This window comes from Bradyrhizobium sp. 63_E2_N1_3 (assembly GCF_052076005.1).
In the GTDB taxonomy this organism is placed as follows: Bacteria; Pseudomonadota; Alphaproteobacteria; order Rhizobiales; family Xanthobacteraceae; genus Bradyrhizobium; species Bradyrhizobium barranii.
In genome coordinates this window covers 6963089-6980040 of sequence record NZ_CP197235.1, presented here as the reverse complement: position 1 = coordinate 6980040, position 16952 = coordinate 6963089, and the positions used below count along the sequence as shown (strand labels likewise).

The following is a 16952-nucleotide window of genomic DNA, read 5'->3' as shown; positions in this document are numbered from 1 at the left end:
ACCCCCGCCGTGTCTCGGCACCGGCATGCCAGACGAGGGAACGTTCTCGCAATTGCGAAGTTCCTTCAACGAACGTTACTTCTTCGACACACTTCAGTCGGCCGCGATGCTGCCATCTCCTCTTCTCACATCGTCCGCATCCGCATGTCGTGATGGCCCGGCCCGGGAACCGAGGCGAAGCGGTCGATGTTCAATCGGCTAATAGAAAAATCGAAATCAATACGACGGGGTCGCAGTCACATGGATCATCTTTCTGGTTACGCGCGCAGGCCATTTGCCTTTGTCTTGCGCTATCTGCGACGACGGCCGGCATCGCATCTCGTGATCCTGACCGCTGTCGTTGCAGCCGTTGCCTGTTCCGTGGGCACGCAATACGGCGTCAAATCCCTGGTCGACAGCCTGTCCGCGGGAACTTCGCACGGTGGCAGCGTATGGCTGGCATTCATTTTACTCATGTCGCTGATCGCTGCCGATAATTTCCTGTGGCGGATCGCGAGCTGGACCGCGAGCTTCACCTTCGTTCGTGTCACGGGCGATTTACGCCGTGACATATTTCGTCATCTAACCGGACACGCGCCGAGCTATTTCTCGGATCGCATGCCGGGCATGCTGACGAGCCGTATCACCGCGACCTCAAACGCGGTGTTCACGGTCGAGAACATGTTCGTCTGGAATGTGTTGCCGCCGTGCATCGCCACAATTGCGGCCATCGGGCTGATTGGAACCGTCAGTCCCTATATGGCACTCGGCCTGATCGTGGTCGCGGGCGGTATGGTGATAGCGATGTTCCATTTGGCCGCAGCCGGCAAGCCGTTGCATGACGACTTTGCCGACAAGGCCGCCGTCGTCGACGGCGAGATGATCGACGTCATCAGCAACATGCCGCTGGTCCGCGCCTTCTGCGGCATCGGCCATGAGCACGAGCGGTTCGACGCGACGGTGAACCGGGAACTGACCGCGCGCGGCCGTAGCCTGCGTTATCTGGAAAAGCTGCGGCTCACGCATGCCGGCGTGACGGTCGTCCTGACGGTTGCGCTGATGGCCTGGGCGATCACGCTCTGGCAGCAGGGCGAGGCGACCACCGGCGATGTCGTGCTGGTCTGTACGCTCGGCCTCTCCATTCTCAACGCGACGCGCGACCTCGCGGTGGCGCTGGTCGATGTCACCCAGCACGTCGCGCGCCTGACCGAGGCGATCGCGACCTTGCTCGTGCCGCATGAATTGCGCGATCATCCCGAGGCCGAGCCGCTGATGAAGAGCGGCGCCGCGATCGCGTACAACAACGTCACCTTCGGCTATCCCGGCGGCGAAAAAATCTTTGAACGGTTCAGCCTGCGGCTTCAGCCCGGCCAGCGCGTCGGCCTGGTCGGCCAGTCGGGCGGAGGGAAATCGACCCTGTTCACGTTGCTGCAGCGGTTCTACGATGTCGATGAAGGCAGCGTGACCGTCGATGGCCAGGATATTTCCAAGGTGACCCAGCTGAGCCTGCGTGAGGCCATCTCGGTCGTGCCGCAGGATATCTCGCTGTTCCACCGCTCCATCCGCGAGAACATCCGCTACGGCCGTCCGAACGCGACCGACGACGAGGTGCTGCGCGCGGCGATCGCGGCGCGCTGCGATTTCATCGACAGCCTGCCGGAAGGTCTCGACACCATGGTCGGCGACCGCGGTGTCAAGATGTCCGGCGGCCAGCGCCAGCGCATCGCGATCGCGCGTGCCTTCCTGAAGGACGCGCCGATCCTGCTGCTGGACGAAGCGACCGCCGCGCTCGACAGCGAATCCGAGGAGGCGATCCGCGAGGCGCTGTCGCGCCTGATGCGCGGCCGTACCGTGATCGCGATCGCGCACCGGCTGGCGACGCTGCGCAATTTCGATCGCGTCCTGGTGCTGAAGAATGGCAAGATCATCGAGGACGGCGCGCCCGACCGCCTGATGCAGGGCCACGGCCCCTACCGTGAGCTGGTGACGCAGGAGATGAGCCGGCTGGCGAAGTTCGCCGCGTAAGTCCAACAGTTGCGTTTGCGTTGGTCGCGTTCGAAAAACTGGCCGCAGGGGAGCAGCTCATGGCAGCCGAAGCCGTAACCCAGATCATCTCGGTAACGCAGACGGAGGAGGCCGTCGCGGAGCAGGCGTTCTACATTCCGATGACGGGGCCCGCCGCGCGGCCCCGTCGGTCGCTCAAGCACGACGACACCTTCATCGTGCTGGACAGCCATGGTGACATCGGCGCCTCCGCGGGCGGGCCGGACGGCCTGTTCAACTGCGACACGCGCTATCTGGCGCGGCTGGAGCTCGTGCTCGACGATCTCCAGCCGCTGCTGCTCGGCTCGAATCTTCGCGATGACAATTCGGCCCTGACCGTCGATCTCACCAATCCCGATATCTATCGCCAGGGCCGCATCGTGCTGCAGAAGGACCTGCTGCACATCGTGCGCACGATCTTCCTGTGGCGCGGCACGGCCTATCAGCGCATCGGCGTGCAGAACCATGGCGACCGTCGCGCCAGCCCGGAGCTGACGATGCTGTTCGACAGCGACTTTGCCGATCTGTTCGAGGTGCGCGGCGAGCGGCGCCCGCACCGCGGGACCGGCACCAGCAAGTTGCTCGGGCCGACCGACGTGCTGTTCCACTATCGCGGGCTTGACGATGCCGTGCGTACCACCGGCCTGCATTTCGACCCGCGTCCGACGCGGCTGTCGGTGAATGCCGCGACCTGGCAGCTCGACCTGGACCCGCACCAGTCGAAATCCCTTTTCGTGGCGGTGTCCTGCAACCGGCCGATCGCGGAGAAGCCCGCGCGCTTCTTCAGGGGCCTGCTCGCCCATCGCCGCGAGATGCGCCAGTCAACGAAGGGCATGGCCAGCATCGAGACGTCGAACAACATCTTCAACGAGGTGCTGTGCCAGGCCATGGCCGACCTCAACATGCTCATGACGGAGACGCCGCAGGGGCGTTATCCCTATGCCGGCATTCCCTGGTACTCGACGACGTTCGGCCGCGACGGCCTGATCACCGCGCTCCAGATGCTGTGGATCGATCCGCGGGTCGCGAAGGGCGTGCTGCGGCGGCTCGCGCATTTTCAGGCAGAGACGGTCGATCCGCTGAACGATGCGGCGCCCGGAAAAATCCTGCACGAGATGCGTGGCGGCGAGATGGCTGCGCTCCGCGAGGTGCCGTTCGCGCAATATTACGGCAGCGTGGATTCGACCGCCTTGTTCGTGCTGCTCGCCGGAAGCTATTTCGAGCGCACCGGCGACGAAAAGACCCTGACCGAGCTGTGGCCGGCGATCGAGGCGGGGCTGGCCTGGATCGACGGCCCGGGCGACCCCGACAGGGACGGCTTCGTCGAATACCAGCGCGCCACCGAAAAGGGCCTCGCCAACCAGGGCTGGAAGGACTCGTATGACGCGATCTTCCATGCCGATGGCCAGCTTGCGGAAGGCAATCTCGCCCTTGCCGAGGTGCAGGGTTACGTCTTTGCCGCCAAGCAGCTCGCCGCACGTTGCGCGTTGCGGCTCGGCAAGCCGGACCTCGCCAAAAAGCTCGAGACCGAGGCCAAGGCGCTGGCCGAGCGGTTCGAGAAGGCATTCTGGTGCGAGGAGCTCGGTACCTATGCGCTCGCGCTCGACGGCAAGAAGCGGCCCTGCAAGGTGCGGACATCCAACGCCGGGCAGGTGCTGTTCAGCGGCATGATCCGCGAGGACCGCGCACGTCTCGTCGCCGCCGATCTGATGGCGCCGCACTTCTTCTCGGGCTGGGGCATCCGCACGGTCGCGCAAGGCGAGGTGCGCTACAATCCGATGTCCTATCATGACGGCTCGATCTGGCCGCACGACAATGCGCTGATCGCGCTCGGGCTCGCGCGCTACGGCCTCAAGCATTCGGTGGCGCATGTCTTCAAGGGCTTGTTCGACGCGGCGACATACATGGACCTGCGGCGGCTGCCCGAATTGTTCTGCGGCTTCCGGCGCGAGAAGCGGCGCGGCCCGACGCTCTATCCGGTCGCCTGCGCGCCGCAGGCCTGGGCCAGCGCGACGCCATTCACGCTGCTGGAGGCAGCGCTCGGCATCGAGTTCGACGTCGCGCGCGGCGAGATTCGCCTGCGCAATCCGCATCTGCCGGCGTTCCTGAACGAGGTGATCCTGCGCGATCTGCGATTGGGCAATTCCAGCGTGGATCTGCGCGTCAGTCGTCACGGCGACGACGTCGCGCTGGAGGTCTTGCGCACGCGCGGCCAGATCCAGGTCTCGATCGTGCTGGCACGCTAGCGGCGCCTGCGAGGAGGGTTTTATGCGTACCGCCGGATGGTTGGTTCTGAGCGCAGCGATCGTCGCGGGATTGACGGTCGCCGCATCGCGTGCCGCGGAGGAACCGCCCGCGGGCCCAACGACGCCCCCCAGCGAAGCGAACGCGCCGGCCGCGGTGCAGCCGTCGACCTCCACCGTGCCGGTCACGCCGAAGGACGCCGCGCCGCCGCCGTCCGTGACCATCATCGGTGCGAGCGACGCCCATGGCGTGCTCGGCCGTGACGTGCGCAGCGCAGCCGACGAGGACATGGGCCGCATCGTCGACATCATCGTCGACCGCGCCGGCCGCGTGCGCGCCGCCGTGATTGATTTCGGCGGTTTCCTCGGCGTCGGTAGCCGCAAGATCGTGGTGGACTGGAACGCGATGCGGTTCGGCAAGATTGCCAACAAGAAGGACAGCATCACACTGGAATTGACCAAGGCGCAGGTCGCAGCCGCGCCGGAATACAAGGAAGACACGCCGATGGTGGTGCTCGGCGCGTCCGGCAGCCTGCAGCCGCTGCAAGCGATTCAGTGAGGCGCGGGGAGGGATGGCCGCCGGTGCTGTTGTCGAGGACGCCGAACCACGCAGATCGCGATAGCCGCGTTGAACGGTACAACGTTGCCGCGCCGCCGCCTGCGGGCCTTCCGGCGCCGTCGCGCCAGAGCCTGCGCGGCCTCGACTGGTTCATCTTCTTCCTCGCCGACGTGCAGACCGGGTTCGGCCCCTTCATCGCGGTCTACCTCACGACGCAGAAATGGACCCAGGTCGAGATCGGCCTCGTGCTGTCGATCGGTGGCATCGTCGCGCTGATCGGACAGATGCCCGGTGGCGCGATCATCGATGCCGCGAAGTCCGAGCGGCTGGTCGCAGCGCTTGCGATAGCGACCATCGGCTTCTGCGCGCTCGCCTATGCGGCGATGCCGATCTTCCCCGTGGTGGTTGCTGCGGCCACGCTGCATGCGGCGGCGAGCTGCGTGCTGGGGCCGGCGATCGCGGCGATCAGCCTCGGCCTGGTCGGTCCGCTTGCGATCGGCGAGCGGCTCGGCCGCAATGCGCGCTTTGCGTCCCTCGGCAACGGCGTCGCCGCCGCCGTGATGGGCACGGCCGGCTATCTCCTGTCGAGCCGCTCGGTGTTCCTCGTCACCTTCCTGCTCGCGATTCCGACCCTGATCGCGCTGTCGCGCATCCGCGAGGAGGAAGTGGACATCGCGCGCTGTCACGGCGAGATGCCGCGCGAGGCGCCGGTTCCAGGCGACACCAATCTCTGGCACCTGATCCGGCAACGCCCGCTCATCGTCTTCGCGCTGAGCGTGCTGCTGCTGCAATTGGCGAACGCCGCGATGATGCCGCTGATGGCGAGCGCGGTGACGGCGCGGTCGAGCCAGTGGGCAACCGTGCTCGTCGCCTTCTGCATCGTCGTGCCGCAGGCGATTGTGGCGCTGCTGTCGCCGACGGTCGGGCGCAAGGCGCAGCTCTGGGGCCGGCGCCCGCTGCTGCTGATCGGATTCGCTGCGCTGACGATCCGGGGCCTTCTGTTTGCGACCGTGCGCGATCCCTATCTGCTGGTCGCGGTGCAGGTGTTCGACGGCATCACGGCGGCGGTGTTCGCGGTGATGATCCCGCTGATCGTGGCCGACGTCGCCTTCGGCAGCGGCCATTTCAATCTGGCGCAAGGCATTGTCGGGACCGCGACCGGCATCGGGGCGTCCTTGAGCACGGCGCTTGGCGGCTATGTCAGCGACAAGTTCGGCAATGCCACCGCCTTCATCGGGCTGTCCGGCGTCGCCGCGACCGGGCTTTTGCTGATCCTCTTTGTGATGCCGGAAACCCGGCGCACCGGCATGATCGCGCCGAAAAAATTGGCCGGCTGAACGAATTCAGCCGGCCAAAGCGGGTGGGGAGGAAGACAGAAATCAGGCGTCGAGATTGTGCAGGCGCTGACGGTTGCGCAGCACGATCTGGCGGGCGCCGGAAAATCCCAAAATACCCTGGGCATGAAGCTGCGACAGCGCGCGCGACACGGTCTCCAGCGTGAGGCCGAGATAGTCGCCGATGTCGCGGCGGCACATCGGCAGTGCCATCATGCCGGCTACCGCAAGGCGGCGGTCCATCTCGAGCAGGAAGGTTGCAACGCGCTCCATCGCGGTCTTGCGTCCGAGCAGCAGCATGTGGTCCTCGGCGTGACGTAGTTCGCCGGCGGTCATGGCCCAGAGCTTGCGCGCGACCTGCACATCGGTGCTGGCGGCCTTCTCCAGGCTCGCGCGCTTCACCAGGCGCACGGTCGTGTCGATGATGGCTTCAGCGGCGAGGCGGTGGCTCGGACCGGATTCAAGGCCGAACACGTCACCGGGAAGATGGAAGGAGCCGATCTGGCGGCGGCCGTCGGAGAGCAGCTTGTAGCTGCGCACCGCGCCGGTGATGACCTGGTAGACATATTCGGCCGGCTCGTCCTCGCCGTAGATCTCCTCGTCCTTGCGGTAGGAGAACTCCGTGGCGACGAGGCCGACATGGCCGGCGATCGCGCCGAACTGGTCGGAGACGGGATGGGCAGGAGCAATCTTGCCACGAATTTGCGTGTTGATCGCCTGGGTGTTGAGCGTCTCGGTCAGCATCTGCGCCATCTCCGTTGTGATGACGCTTTGGTACGCGGGTTCGGGCGCTTCGAAAATTTCGCGAGATATCTTAAGGGAGGTTACCTACGTAGAACCCCGTAGGTCAGTTGCCGCGGCCGCCCTGGATGGCGTGGCGGATGGACTTGACCAGGGTTTCGTCGAGAAGCGGCTTCAAAATCACGTCCTTGACGCCTGCTGCGGCCGCCCGGGCCGAGATATTCCCATCGGGATAGCCGGTGATCAGGATCACGGGCGTGCCCTCGTCGGACTGGCGCAACCGGCCGGCCAGCTCGATGCCGTTGATGTCGGGCATCTTGTAATCGATCACGTAGCAGTCCGCGCCGGGCGCGCCGCTGGCATTCAGCAGCGCCGTGGCATTCCTGAAGGTCCGCACGGCAAAGCCGTCGGTTTCCAGCAGGAATTGCAGGGATCCCAGCACGGCGGCATCGTCGTCGACCACGTAGACGGTGGGCTTTGCGGATGACGTCACTGGAAGCCGCTGTTGGTGCGAGCCGATCTCGATCATCCCCTTTGGCTAGCACGGCCCGGGAGAATGATTTTGACCTGCCTCAATCCTTCAGCATCCCGGCGCGCATCGCCAGCCGGACCAGCTCCGAGAGGCTGTTCGCCTGCATCTTGGTCATGACGTTGGCCCGGTAGACCTCGATGGTGCGGGGGCTGATGTCGTATTCACGGGCGATCAGCTTGTTGGAGAGGCCCGCGATCAGCCCTTCCATGACCTGGCGCTCGCGCGGGCTGAGGGAGGCGACGCGGGCGGCGATGTCCTGCGAGATCGCCTCGTTCTTCGCCGCCGGCTCGGCCTGGCGGATCGCCGTCTCGATCATGGTGATGAGGCGGTCGTCCTCGAACGGCTTCTCGAGAAAGTCGACCGCCCCCAACTTCATCGCCTCGACCGCGAGCGGCACGTCGCCATGACCGGTCATGATCAGGATCGGGAACGGGCTTTGCTGCGCCTTCATCCGCTTCAACAGCTCGATCCCGTCGATTCCAGGCATGCGCACGTCGGAGACGACGCAGCCGAAGGCAAGGCCGGGCAGGACATCGAGGAAGGCTTGCGCATCGTCAAACAGGGTGACGCCGAAGCCGGAGGAATCCAGCAGGAAGTTCAGCGAGTCCCGCATAGCCTCGTCGTCATCGATGATGTAGACATGTCCCTTGGTCGTCATGGATCAATTCTCATCGGCTGCCGGGAGAGTGAAGCGGAATGTCGCGCCGCCTGATGGGTTGCTCTCGGCCCACATGCGTCCGCCGTGAGCCTCGATGATCGAGCGGCTGATGGACAGTCCCACGCCCATGCCGGTTTCCTTGGTGGTGAAGAAGGTCTGGAACAGGTTGGGAATGACGTCGCCCTGGAAGCCGGAGCCGGTGTCGGACACCTCGACCTCGATCATGTCGTCACCGACGCGGGTGTTGGCGACGACGAGCTCGCGCTGCGGCGACTGCGCCATCGCTTCCAGCGCGTTGCGGAACAGATTGACCAGCACCTGCTGGATCTGCACGCGGTCGGCGAGCACGAGATCGGCGTCGGGATCGAGGCTGAAGCGGAGCTGCACGTTCTGCTCGCGCGCGCCGGCAAGCCCGAGCGCGCCGGCCTCCTCGATCAGCTTGGACAGGCTCTCGACCCGCTTCTCGGACTCGCCGCGGGAGACGAAGTCGCGCAGGCGGCGGATGATCTGGCCGGCGCGCAAGGCCTGCTCCGCGGCGCGATCCATCGCACTTTCGATCTTCGGCGTGTTGGGATCGGTGCTGCCGGCCAGCAGCCGCCGCGATCCCTTCATGTAATTGCTGATCGCCGCCAGCGGCTGGTTGATCTCGTGGGCAAGCGCCGAGGCCATCTCGCCCATCGCGGTCAGCCGCGAAACGTGGACGAGCTCGGACTGCAATTCCTGGAGCCGCGCCTGGGTCTGCTGGTGCTCGGTGAGGTCGCGGACGAAGCCGGTGAAATAGGGCTCGCCGCCGGACTGCATCTCGCCGATCGACAGGTGCATCGGAAAGGTCGTGCCGTCGCGGCGCTTGCCGGTCACGATGCGGCCGATGCCGATGATGTGCGGATCGTTCGTGCTGCGATAGCGCGCGATGTAGCTGTCGTGGCGGGTGCGGTCGGGCTCCGGCATCAGGATGCTGACGTTCTGGCCGATCGCCTCCTGCTCGGACCAGCCGAACAGGCGCTCGGCGGCGGTGCTGAACAGTTGCATGATGCCGCGGCCGTCGATGACGATCATGGCGTCGGGAATGGTGTGAAGGATCGAGCGGAGGTGGGTCTCACGCGTGCGCAGGGCTTCCTCGACCTGCTTCTCCTCGTCGATATCGAGGAAGATGCCGCTGAGATGGCGCGCGACGCCGGATTCGTCTCGAATCAATCCGGCGCGCGCCCTGATCCATTTGCCGCGGCCGGAATTGGCGGAAATCCTGAAGGAGACGTCGAAACCGCCGCCATGCTCGGAGACCTGCTTGATCGCGTTCTCGACGCGCGCGCGGTCACCGGGCTCGAGGCGCGACAGGAAGAGGTCGTAACTTGCCGGCTGGCCCCGCTCGATACCGAGCAGCATCCTCGCGGTTTCCGACCACTCCAGTTCGCGCGTCGCGAGGTCGAGATCCCAGGTGCCGACGCCGAATCCCTCGATCCGGACCCGGAAATGCTCGCCGCGACTGTCGTCTGGCGGATGCGTTACGCGGGTCGGCGACAATCGATGACTCCCATCTTCGCGCGGCGGGCGTGGTGCCGCGAACATGACCGCAATTTCGCCCATGGACCGGCCCGAGGCAAGTTCGGATGTCTGATTCCATTGGCGGATTTCCCGCAAGGTCGCGCCCGGCGATTTGATCTACCTCATCCTGCCCCGTCACGGCGAGGCTAGATTTCGCGCCAGTTCATAGCTGAGCGGAGAATCCCAATGACTTACGCGACCGTGATGGTCAGCCTGGCGCTCGACCAGTCCAACGAGGCGCGCCTTCAGGTCGCGGGCGAACTCGCCGAGCGATTCGAGGCGGCCATTATCGGGGTTGCCGCAGGGCAGTTCGCGCCGCCGCTCTATTTCACCGACGGCGCTGAAGCCCAGAGCCTGATCGATCAGGAGGAAGCCTCCATCAGGAAGCGCCTTGCCGATCTGGAGGCGCAATTCCGCGCCGCCACCAAGGCGCGCGGCGGCCGCGTGGAGTGGCGCGGCGCCATGGATTTTCCGACCCGTTTCGTGCTGGCGCAGGCACGATGTGCCGACATCATCGTCAGCGGCGGCCAGAGCCCGGCCTTCTCCGATGCGTTCGCGCTCGCGAGCCCCAAGGACCTGGTGATGCAGGCCGGCCGCCCGCTTCTCGTCGTTCCCGACAAGGTCAACTGGCTCGACCTGCGCAGCGTGCTGGTGGCGTGGAAGGACACGCCGGAGGCGCGGCGCGCGGTGGCCGACGCGCTGCCGCTGCTGCGCAAGGCGAGGGACGTCACCATCGTCGAAATCCCGGAGCGCGACGACGACCGTTCGGCGGTGATGGCCGGCGTCAGCGACGTTGCCGCCTGGCTCGCCCGTCACGGCGTCACCGCGAGCGCACGCGTCTCGGAGGCCGTGCGGAACGCAACCGCTGCCGCGCAGTTGGAGCAGGTCGCCGGCGACCTTGGGGCCGGCCTGATCGTGGCGGGCGCCTATGGTCATTCGCGCTTTCGCGAGCTGATCCTCGGCGGCGTCACCGAATATCTGGTCACCCAATCCGCCCGCAGCGTGCTGCTGTCGCACTGACGGCCGCCCGGCCCAAAAGCTAATCGAGGAGGACGCGCCGTGTACAAATTTCTTGAAGAGACCGTCGACAGCTACATGACGCGCAACGTCACGACGGTGCGGCGCGACCACGACCTGCTCGCGCTTAGCGAGATGTTCGAGCGTGATGATTTCAACTCCTATCCGGTCGAGGACGACGGGCAGGTGGTCGGCATCGTTACCAAGTTCGACATCCTGAAGTGTTTCGCGTTCTCGCCGAGCCAGATGCTGCCGCACTATCGCGACCTGATGAGCCGCAGGATCGGCGACGTCATGACGCCCGAGTTCATCTATGTCAGCCCCGACACGCGGCTGACGCGCGTGCTCCAGATCATGGTCGAGCACCGCATCAGGAGCATCATCGTGCTCGACGGCGCGGAAAAGCTGGTCGGAATCATCGCCCGCGAGGACGTCATCAAGGCGCTCAAGGCGACGGCGCGGGAGTGACTCCTTCCTTCTCCCCTCATGTCCGCCGAAGCCTTGGCGAAGGCGGATGTGGGAGAAGGTGGCGCGAAGCGCCGGATGAGGGGTTCTCTCCACCGAAAGACTCTCCGTGCGGAGCCAACCCCTCACCCAAGTGAGTGCGCGGCACCGTCCTCGCTGCCCTCTCCCATAAGGGGAGAGGGCACTTCAACTGGCGGGCGCCGCATCACTCACCCGAATAGAAATCCACCTGTCTTGATTTCAATCAATTCGCCGCGAGGTCGAATGTGGTTTCTGGCGGCGTGTTCTTTCAGAGAGAATCCGCATGAGCCAGCCCTCCATCTCCAAATCCATGACCATCGGTGAAAGCGGCCTGGCCATCGTGTTCGCAGTCACCGCCTTCCTTTGCGTGATCGCCTCGGCCAAGGCGCTCGATTCGGCCTTTGCCTTCCATGCCGCGCTCAGCGCAGCGGCGAGCTTGGCTGTGGTCTTTGGCATCATCAACCGCTACTTCGATCGTCCGGCGGCGCTGCCGCCGGCGGAGATCAACGGCCGCCCCAACTACAATATGGGTCCGATCAAGTTCACCGCCGTCATGGCGATGTTCTGGGGCATTGCCGGCTTCCTCGTTGGCCTCATCATCGCCTCGCAGCTGGCGTGGCCCGCACTGAACTTCGATCTGCCCTGGACCAGCTTCGGCCGGCTGCGTCCGCTGCACACCTCCGCGGTGATCTTCGCCTTCGGCGGCAACGTGCTGATCGGCACGTCGCTCTATGTCGTGCAGAAGTCCTGCCGGGTGCGCCTTGCGGGCGACCTCGCGCCCTGGTTCGTCGTGATCGGCTACAATTTCTTCATCCTGGTCGCCGGCACCGGCTATCTGCTCGGTGTCACCCAGTCGAAGGAATATGCCGAGCCGGAATGGTATGCCGACCTCTGGCTCACCATCGTCTGGGTCGCCTATCTGCTGGTCTTCCTTGCCACGATCATCAAGCGCAAGGAGCCGCACATCTTCGTCGCGAACTGGTTCTATCTCGCCTTCATCGTGACGATCGCGGTCCTGCATCTCGGCAACAATCCCGCGCTCCCCGTCTCGGTGTTCGGCTCGAAATCCTACGTCGCCTGGGGCGGCATCCAGGACGCGATGTTCCAGTGGTGGTACGGCCACAACGCGGTCGGCTTCTTCCTGACTGCCGGCTTCCTCGCCATCATGTACTACTTCATCCCGAAGCGCGCGGAGCGGCCGATCTATTCCTACCGGCTGTCGATCATCCACTTCTGGGCGCTGATCTTCCTCTACATCTGGGCCGGCCCGCACCATCTGCACTACACGGCGCTGCCCGACTGGACGCAGACGCTCGGCATGACCTTTTCGATCATGCTGTGGATGCCCTCCTGGGGCGGCATGATCAACGGCCTGATGACGCTGTCGGGCGCCTGGGACAAGCTGCGCACCGATCCCGTGCTGCGCATGCTCGTGGTCTCCGTCGCCTTCTACGGCATGTCGACCTTCGAAGGCCCGATGATGTCGATCAAGGTGGTGAACTCGCTCAGCCACTACACCGACTGGACCATCGGCCACGTGCATTCCGGCGCGCTCGGCTGGGTCGGCTTCGTCTCCTTCGGCGCGCTCTACTGCCTGGTGCCGTGGATATGGAATCGCAAGGGCCTCTACAGCCTGAAGCTCGTCAACTGGCACTTCTGGATCGCGACCCTCGGCATCGTCCTCTACATCTCGGCGATGTGGGTGTCCGGCATCCTGCAAGGCCTGATGTGGCGCGCCTACACCTCGCTCGGCTTCCTCGAATATTCCTTCATCGAGAGCGTCGAGGCGATGCATCCCTTCTACATCATCCGCGCCGCCGGCGGCGGGCTGTTCCTGATCGGCGCGCTGATCATGGCCTACAATCTCTGGATGACCGTTCGCGTCGGCGAAGTGGAAGTCCAGATGCCCGTCGCGCTTCAGCCGGCGGAATGAGGAGCTTTCCATGTCGTTCTGGACACGCCATCAAATCTTTGAAAAGAACTCGATCGTCCTGATCGTCGGCATTTTGCTGGTGATCGCGATCGGCGGTCTCGTCGAGATCACTCCGCTGTTCTACCTCAAGAGCACGATCGAGGCGGTCGACGGCGTCAGGCCCTACACGCCGCTGGAGCTCGCGGGGCGCAACGTCTATGTCCGCGAAGGCTGCTATCTCTGCCATTCGCAGATGATCCGCCCGCTGCGCGACGAGGTCGAGCGCTACGGCCACTTCTCGCTCGCCGCCGAGAGCATGTACGACCACCCGTTCCAGTGGGGCTCGAAGCGCACCGGTCCCGATCTCGCCCGCGTCGGCGCCAAATATTCCGACGACTGGCACGTGACCCATCTGACCAACCCGCGCGCAATCGTGCCGCAGTCGGTGATGCCGGGCTATCCGTTCCTGAGCCAGACCGAGGTCGATCCCGATACGATCGCCGACCACATGAAGACGCTCAAGGCCATCGGCACGCCCTACACCGACGACCAGATCGCAAACGCAGGCGCCGATCTGAAGGCCCAGGCCGATCCCGACAATGCCGGCTCAGACGCCTTCGGGAAGCGCTACGCCAAGGCCGTCGTGCGCAATTTCGACGGCAAGGCCGGCACGCCGACCGAGATGGACGCGCTGATCGCCTATCTGCAGATGCTCGGCACGCTGGTCGACTTCAAGCTCTACAACGAGAAAGCAAATCTTCGCTGAGAAGGCATCACCGATGAAAGCCATCCTGACACTCGACAATCTCGCGTCCGGTCTGGTGACCACGATCTGGACGCCGGTGTTCGTCGCGATCTTTCTCGCGATCATCGCCTACGCATTATGGCCCCGCAACAAGGCCGCTTTCGACGAAGCGGCGCGCCTGCCGTTGCGGGAGGAGTAAGAGATCATGACCGAACATCATGGCGACATCGATTCCGTCACCGGCAAGTCCACGACCGGACATGAGTGGGACGGCATCAAGGAGCTCAACACGCCGCTGCCGCGCTGGTGGGTGATCTCATTCTACCTCACCATCGTCTGGGCGATCGGCTACTGGATCGTCTATCCGGCCTGGCCGCTGATCTCCAGCAATACCACGGGCCTGTTCGGCTATTCCTCGCGCGCCGACGTCGCGGTGGAGCTCGCCAACCTCGAGAAGATCCGGGGTGACAGGATGGCGGCGCTAGGCGCGGCTTCGCTCGCCGACATCGAGAAGGACCCGGCCTTGCTGGCGCTTGCGCGAGCCAAGGGCAAGACCGTGTTCGGCGACAATTGCGCGCCATGCCACGGCTCCGGCGGCGCCGGCGCAAAGGGCTTTCCGAATCTCAACGACGACGACTGGCTGTGGGGCGGCACGCTCGACCAGATCATGCAGACCATCCAGTTCGGCGCGCGTTCCGGCCATGCCAAGGCGCATGAGGGCCAGATGCTCGCCTTTGGCAAGGACGGCGTGCTGAAGCCGGAAGAGATCGTCACGGTCGCCAATTACGTGCGGTCGCTGTCGGGCCTCTCGACCCGCAAGGGCTTTGATGCCGCCAAGGGTGAGAAGATCTTTGCCGAGAATTGCGTCGCCTGTCACGGTGACGGCGGCAAGGGCAACCCCGAGATGGGCGCCCCGAATCTGACCGACAAGATCTGGCTCTACGGCTCGGACGAAGCGAGCCTGATCGAGACCATCAGCCTGGGCCGTGCCGGTGTGATGCCGGCCTGGGAAGGGCGGCTCGATCCTGCCACCATCAAGGCGATGGCGGTCTACGTCCACTCGCTGGGCGGTGGCAAATAGCCTGCTCGCGACAAGCGGGGGCGAACAAAAGTGTCCCCGCTTGAGCTGGATCAACTGACGCGCTCGCGCCGGGTCTAGGTTTAATCGCACCTTTTCGAGAAGCTTCTTGGCGATGAACAAGACCGTGAACCCGAACGACCTCACATCGAACGATGACAATGGGCCGCTCTACGTAGCCCAGAAGAAGGTGTATCCCCAGAGCGTCTCCGGCACGTTCCGCCGAATCAAATGGGGGCTGATGGCGTTCTGCCTCGGCGTCTACTACTTCCTGCCGTTCGTGCGCTGGAATCGCGGCATCGGTGCTCCGAGCCAGGCGGTGCTGATCGATCTTCCCAACAGCCGCTTCTACTTCTTCTTCATCGAGTTGTGGCCGCAGGAAATCTACTACTTCACCGGCCTGCTGATCGTCGCCGCGGTGGCGCTGTTTCTGATGAACTCAGTCGGCGGCCGCATCTGGTGCGGCTATCTCTGCCCGCAGACCGTGTGGACCGATCTGTTCTATGCGGTCGAGCGGCTGGTCGAAGGCGACCGGCGCGAGCGAATGAAGAAGGACAAGTCGTCCGATCCGATGAAGCTGGAGCGCATCTCCGAGATCGTGCTCAAGCATTCGATCTGGCTCCTGATCGCCTGGTGGACCGGCGGCGCCTGGGTGCTCTATTTCAACGACGCGCCGACGCTGGTGAAGGAGCTCGTCACCTTCCAGGCGCCGATGATCGCCTATATCTGGATCGGCATCCTGACGGCGACGACCTATGTGCTCGCCGGCTTCATGCGCGAGCAGGTCTGCACCTATATGTGCCCGTGGCCGCGCATCCAGGCCGCGCTCACCGACGAATGGGCGCTCAACGTCACCTATCGCTACGACCGCGGCGAGAAGCGCACTTCGGTGAAGAAGGCAATCGAGCTGCGCGCGCTCGGCGAACACGTCGGCGACTGCGTCGACTGCTATCAATGCGTCGCGGTCTGCCCGACCGGCATCGACATCCGCAACGGGCCGCAGCTCGAATGCATCCAGTGCGGACTCTGCATCGACGCCTGCGACAACGTGATGACCAAGATCGGCCGGCCGAAGCGGCTGATCGGCTACGACAACGACATCAACATCCAGCGCCGCCAGGAAGGCAAGGCGCCGGTCTACCGCATCGTCCGGGCCCGCACCGTCGCCTACAGCGCGATCATCGCGGCGGTCGGCGGCATCATGATCTACACGCTCGCGACCCGTAGCCTGCTCGACGTCAACGTGCTGCACGACCGCAACCCGGTCGCGGTCAGGCTCAGCGATGGCTCGATCCGCAATGCCTATACGGTGCGGCTCTTGAACAAGAGCGGCTATGACCGCGTCATCGCGATCGACGCCAACGGTCCGGCCAATCTGACCACGCATGTCGTCGGCATCGATTCCGTGACGCCGGATAGGCCGATGATCGTGATCCCGCGCGACTCCACCAGCGAGCTGCGCCTGCTCGTCACTGCGCCGGCGGAAAGCAATCCGGAAAAGTCGGTTCCTGTTCGCTTCCACGTCACCGACATCGGGCTGGGCGAGGTCGCCACCGCCACCGACAATTTCGTCTCGCCCTAGGATCAGGAGACTGCCATGGCCACCAAGCCGCTGACCGGAACAAAAGTGTTCCTGATGCTGGTCGCCTTCTTCGGGCTCGTGATCGGCGTCAACGTGACCATGATGAAGCTCGCGATCGCGACGCTGCCCGGCACCGACGTCGACAGCCCCTATGCCGCTGGCCTCACTTATGATCGCGAGATCTCGGCGGCGCAGGACCAGGCCGCGCGCAAATGGCAGGTCAGCGCCCATATCGAGCGCCGCGCCGATGGTGCGGCTACGCTGCAGGTCGACGCGCGCGACGCAAAAGGCCAGCCGATGAGCGGGTTGAAATTCGGCGGCCGCCTGGAGCGGCCGACCGACAAGCGCGCCGATCTCCAGGTCGAGCTCTCGGAGGCCGACATCGGCATCTACCGCGGCAATGCCGCGTCGGTTGCGCCGGGGCAGTGGGATCTCGTGATCGAAGGCGAGGCGCGAGGAACACGCGTGTTCATGTCGCGCAACCGCGTGATCCTGAACTGA

General features: G+C 64.7%; 16 protein-coding genes. 12 read left to right on the top strand and 4 right to left on the bottom strand.

The features are described from left to right. The first annotated feature begins 240 nt into the window (after positions 1-240). The 4 genes from AB7531_RS33170 to AB7531_RS33155 are packed head-to-tail and all read left to right on the top strand — an operon-like array spanning position 241 to position 6161. On the top strand, positions 241-2004 hold the full coding sequence (locus tag AB7531_RS33170) for an ABC transporter ATP-binding protein (RefSeq protein ID WP_028150105.1): 1764 nt from the start codon (positions 241-243) through the stop codon (positions 2002-2004). A 59-nt stretch (positions 2005-2063) separates the two neighbouring features. Continuing rightward, positions 2064-4268 carry an amylo-alpha-1,6-glucosidase gene (locus AB7531_RS33165; RefSeq protein ID WP_441280226.1) on the top strand — a complete coding sequence of 735 codons (2205 nt, stop codon included), beginning with the start codon at positions 2064-2066 and terminating at the stop codon, positions 4266-4268. A gap of 22 nt (positions 4269-4290) precedes the next feature. Next, entirely contained in the window at positions 4291-4824 is a 534-nt protein-coding gene (locus AB7531_RS33160; RefSeq protein WP_063984830.1) for a PRC-barrel domain-containing protein, read from the top strand. 23 nt (positions 4825-4847) lie between these two features. Then, the gene (locus AB7531_RS33155; protein WP_063984829.1) at positions 4848-6161 is read left to right on the top strand and encodes an MFS transporter; all 1314 of its coding nucleotides are present in this window, start codon (positions 4848-4850) and stop codon (positions 6159-6161) included. A gap of 42 nt (positions 6162-6203) precedes the next feature. Here AB7531_RS33155 and AB7531_RS33150 read toward each other — a convergent pair whose 3' ends face one another. The 4 genes from AB7531_RS33150 to fixL form a co-directional block, all read right to left on the bottom strand. After that, positions 6204-6902, bottom strand: a complete 699-nt coding sequence (locus AB7531_RS33150; RefSeq protein ID WP_063986576.1) for a helix-turn-helix domain-containing protein — start codon at positions 6900-6902, stop codon at positions 6204-6206. A gap of 103 nt (positions 6903-7005) precedes the next feature. Next, positions 7006-7428 carry a response regulator gene (locus AB7531_RS33145; RefSeq protein WP_063984828.1) on the bottom strand — a complete coding sequence of 141 codons (423 nt, stop codon included), beginning with the start codon at positions 7426-7428 and terminating at the stop codon, positions 7006-7008. Positions 7429-7471: 43 nt separating this feature from the next. After that, entirely contained in the window at positions 7472-8089 is a 618-nt protein-coding gene (fixJ, locus tag AB7531_RS33140) for a response regulator FixJ (RefSeq protein WP_063984827.1), read from the bottom strand. A gap of 3 nt (positions 8090-8092) precedes the next feature. Next, positions 8093-9610 (bottom strand): sensor protein FixL, encoded by a 1518-nt coding sequence (fixL, locus tag AB7531_RS33135; RefSeq protein ID WP_063986575.1) that lies wholly within the window; start codon positions 9608-9610, stop codon positions 8093-8095. Positions 9611-9817: 207 nt separating this feature from the next. On the opposite strand from fixL, the gene AB7531_RS33130 reads away from it, so the two are divergent. The 8 genes from AB7531_RS33130 to AB7531_RS33095 all read left to right on the top strand — a co-directional run bounded on the left by AB7531_RS33130 (position 9818) and on the right by AB7531_RS33095 (position 16952). Beyond that, a complete protein-coding gene (locus tag AB7531_RS33130; protein WP_063984826.1) occupies positions 9818-10651 on the top strand; it encodes a universal stress protein in 834 nt (277 codons plus the stop codon). Between the two features lie 39 nt (positions 10652-10690). Next, positions 10691-11116: a CBS domain-containing protein gene (locus AB7531_RS33125; protein WP_063984825.1), complete on the top strand. Its 426-nt coding sequence runs from the start codon at positions 10691-10693 to the stop codon at positions 11114-11116. Between the two features lie 301 nt (positions 11117-11417). Beyond that, positions 11418-13067 carry a cytochrome-c oxidase, cbb3-type subunit I gene (gene ccoN / locus AB7531_RS33120; RefSeq protein WP_063984824.1) on the top strand — a complete coding sequence of 550 codons (1650 nt, stop codon included), beginning with the start codon at positions 11418-11420 and terminating at the stop codon, positions 13065-13067. 10 nt (positions 13068-13077) lie between these two features. Further along, positions 13078-13812 carry a cytochrome-c oxidase, cbb3-type subunit II gene (gene ccoO, locus AB7531_RS33115; protein ID WP_014497065.1) on the top strand — a complete coding sequence of 245 codons (735 nt, stop codon included), beginning with the start codon at positions 13078-13080 and terminating at the stop codon, positions 13810-13812. Positions 13813-13825: 13 nt separating this feature from the next. Then, a complete protein-coding gene (locus AB7531_RS33110) occupies positions 13826-13990 on the top strand; it encodes a CcoQ/FixQ family Cbb3-type cytochrome c oxidase assembly chaperone (RefSeq protein ID WP_014497064.1) in 165 nt (54 codons plus the stop codon). A gap of 6 nt (positions 13991-13996) precedes the next feature. After that, positions 13997-14872 (top strand): cytochrome-c oxidase, cbb3-type subunit III, encoded by an 876-nt coding sequence (ccoP, locus tag AB7531_RS33105; RefSeq protein ID WP_063984823.1) that lies wholly within the window; start codon positions 13997-13999, stop codon positions 14870-14872. A gap of 112 nt (positions 14873-14984) precedes the next feature. After that, positions 14985-16451 carry a cytochrome c oxidase accessory protein CcoG gene (ccoG, locus tag AB7531_RS33100; protein ID WP_063984822.1) on the top strand — a complete coding sequence of 489 codons (1467 nt, stop codon included), beginning with the start codon at positions 14985-14987 and terminating at the stop codon, positions 16449-16451. A gap of 15 nt (positions 16452-16466) precedes the next feature. Continuing rightward, a complete protein-coding gene (locus AB7531_RS33095) occupies positions 16467-16952 on the top strand; it encodes a FixH family protein (RefSeq protein WP_063984821.1) in 486 nt (161 codons plus the stop codon).

Bases quoted from the DNA above. Each gene is read 5' to 3' on its own strand.
- AB7531_RS33165 (WP_441280226.1), top strand. From the start codon at position 2,064: ATGGCAGCCGAAGCCGTAACCCAGATCATCTCGGTAACGCAGACGGAG.
- fixJ (WP_063984827.1), bottom strand. From the start codon at position 8,089: ATGACGACCAAGGGACATGTCTACATCATCGATGACGACGAGGCTATG.
- AB7531_RS33130 (WP_063984826.1), top strand. From the start codon at position 9,818: ATGACTTACGCGACCGTGATGGTCAGCCTGGCGCTCGACCAGTCCAAC.
- AB7531_RS33145 (WP_063984828.1), bottom strand. From the start codon at position 7,428: ATGATCGAGATCGGCTCGCACCAACAGCGGCTTCCAGTGACGTCATCC.
- AB7531_RS33170 (WP_028150105.1), top strand. From the start codon at position 241: ATGGATCATCTTTCTGGTTACGCGCGCAGGCCATTTGCCTTTGTCTTG.
- AB7531_RS33160 (WP_063984830.1), top strand. From the start codon at position 4,291: ATGCGTACCGCCGGATGGTTGGTTCTGAGCGCAGCGATCGTCGCGGGA.
- ccoO (WP_014497065.1), top strand. From the start codon at position 13,078: ATGTCGTTCTGGACACGCCATCAAATCTTTGAAAAGAACTCGATCGTC.
- AB7531_RS33095 (WP_063984821.1), top strand. From the start codon at position 16,467: ATGGCCACCAAGCCGCTGACCGGAACAAAAGTGTTCCTGATGCTGGTC.
- AB7531_RS33150 (WP_063986576.1), bottom strand. From the start codon at position 6,902: ATGCTGACCGAGACGCTCAACACCCAGGCGATCAACACGCAAATTCGT.
- ccoP (WP_063984823.1), top strand. From the start codon at position 13,997: ATGACCGAACATCATGGCGACATCGATTCCGTCACCGGCAAGTCCACG.
- AB7531_RS33110 (WP_014497064.1), top strand. From the start codon at position 13,826: ATGAAAGCCATCCTGACACTCGACAATCTCGCGTCCGGTCTGGTGACC.
- ccoN (WP_063984824.1), top strand. From the start codon at position 11,418: ATGAGCCAGCCCTCCATCTCCAAATCCATGACCATCGGTGAAAGCGGC.
- ccoG (WP_063984822.1), top strand. From the start codon at position 14,985: ATGAACAAGACCGTGAACCCGAACGACCTCACATCGAACGATGACAAT.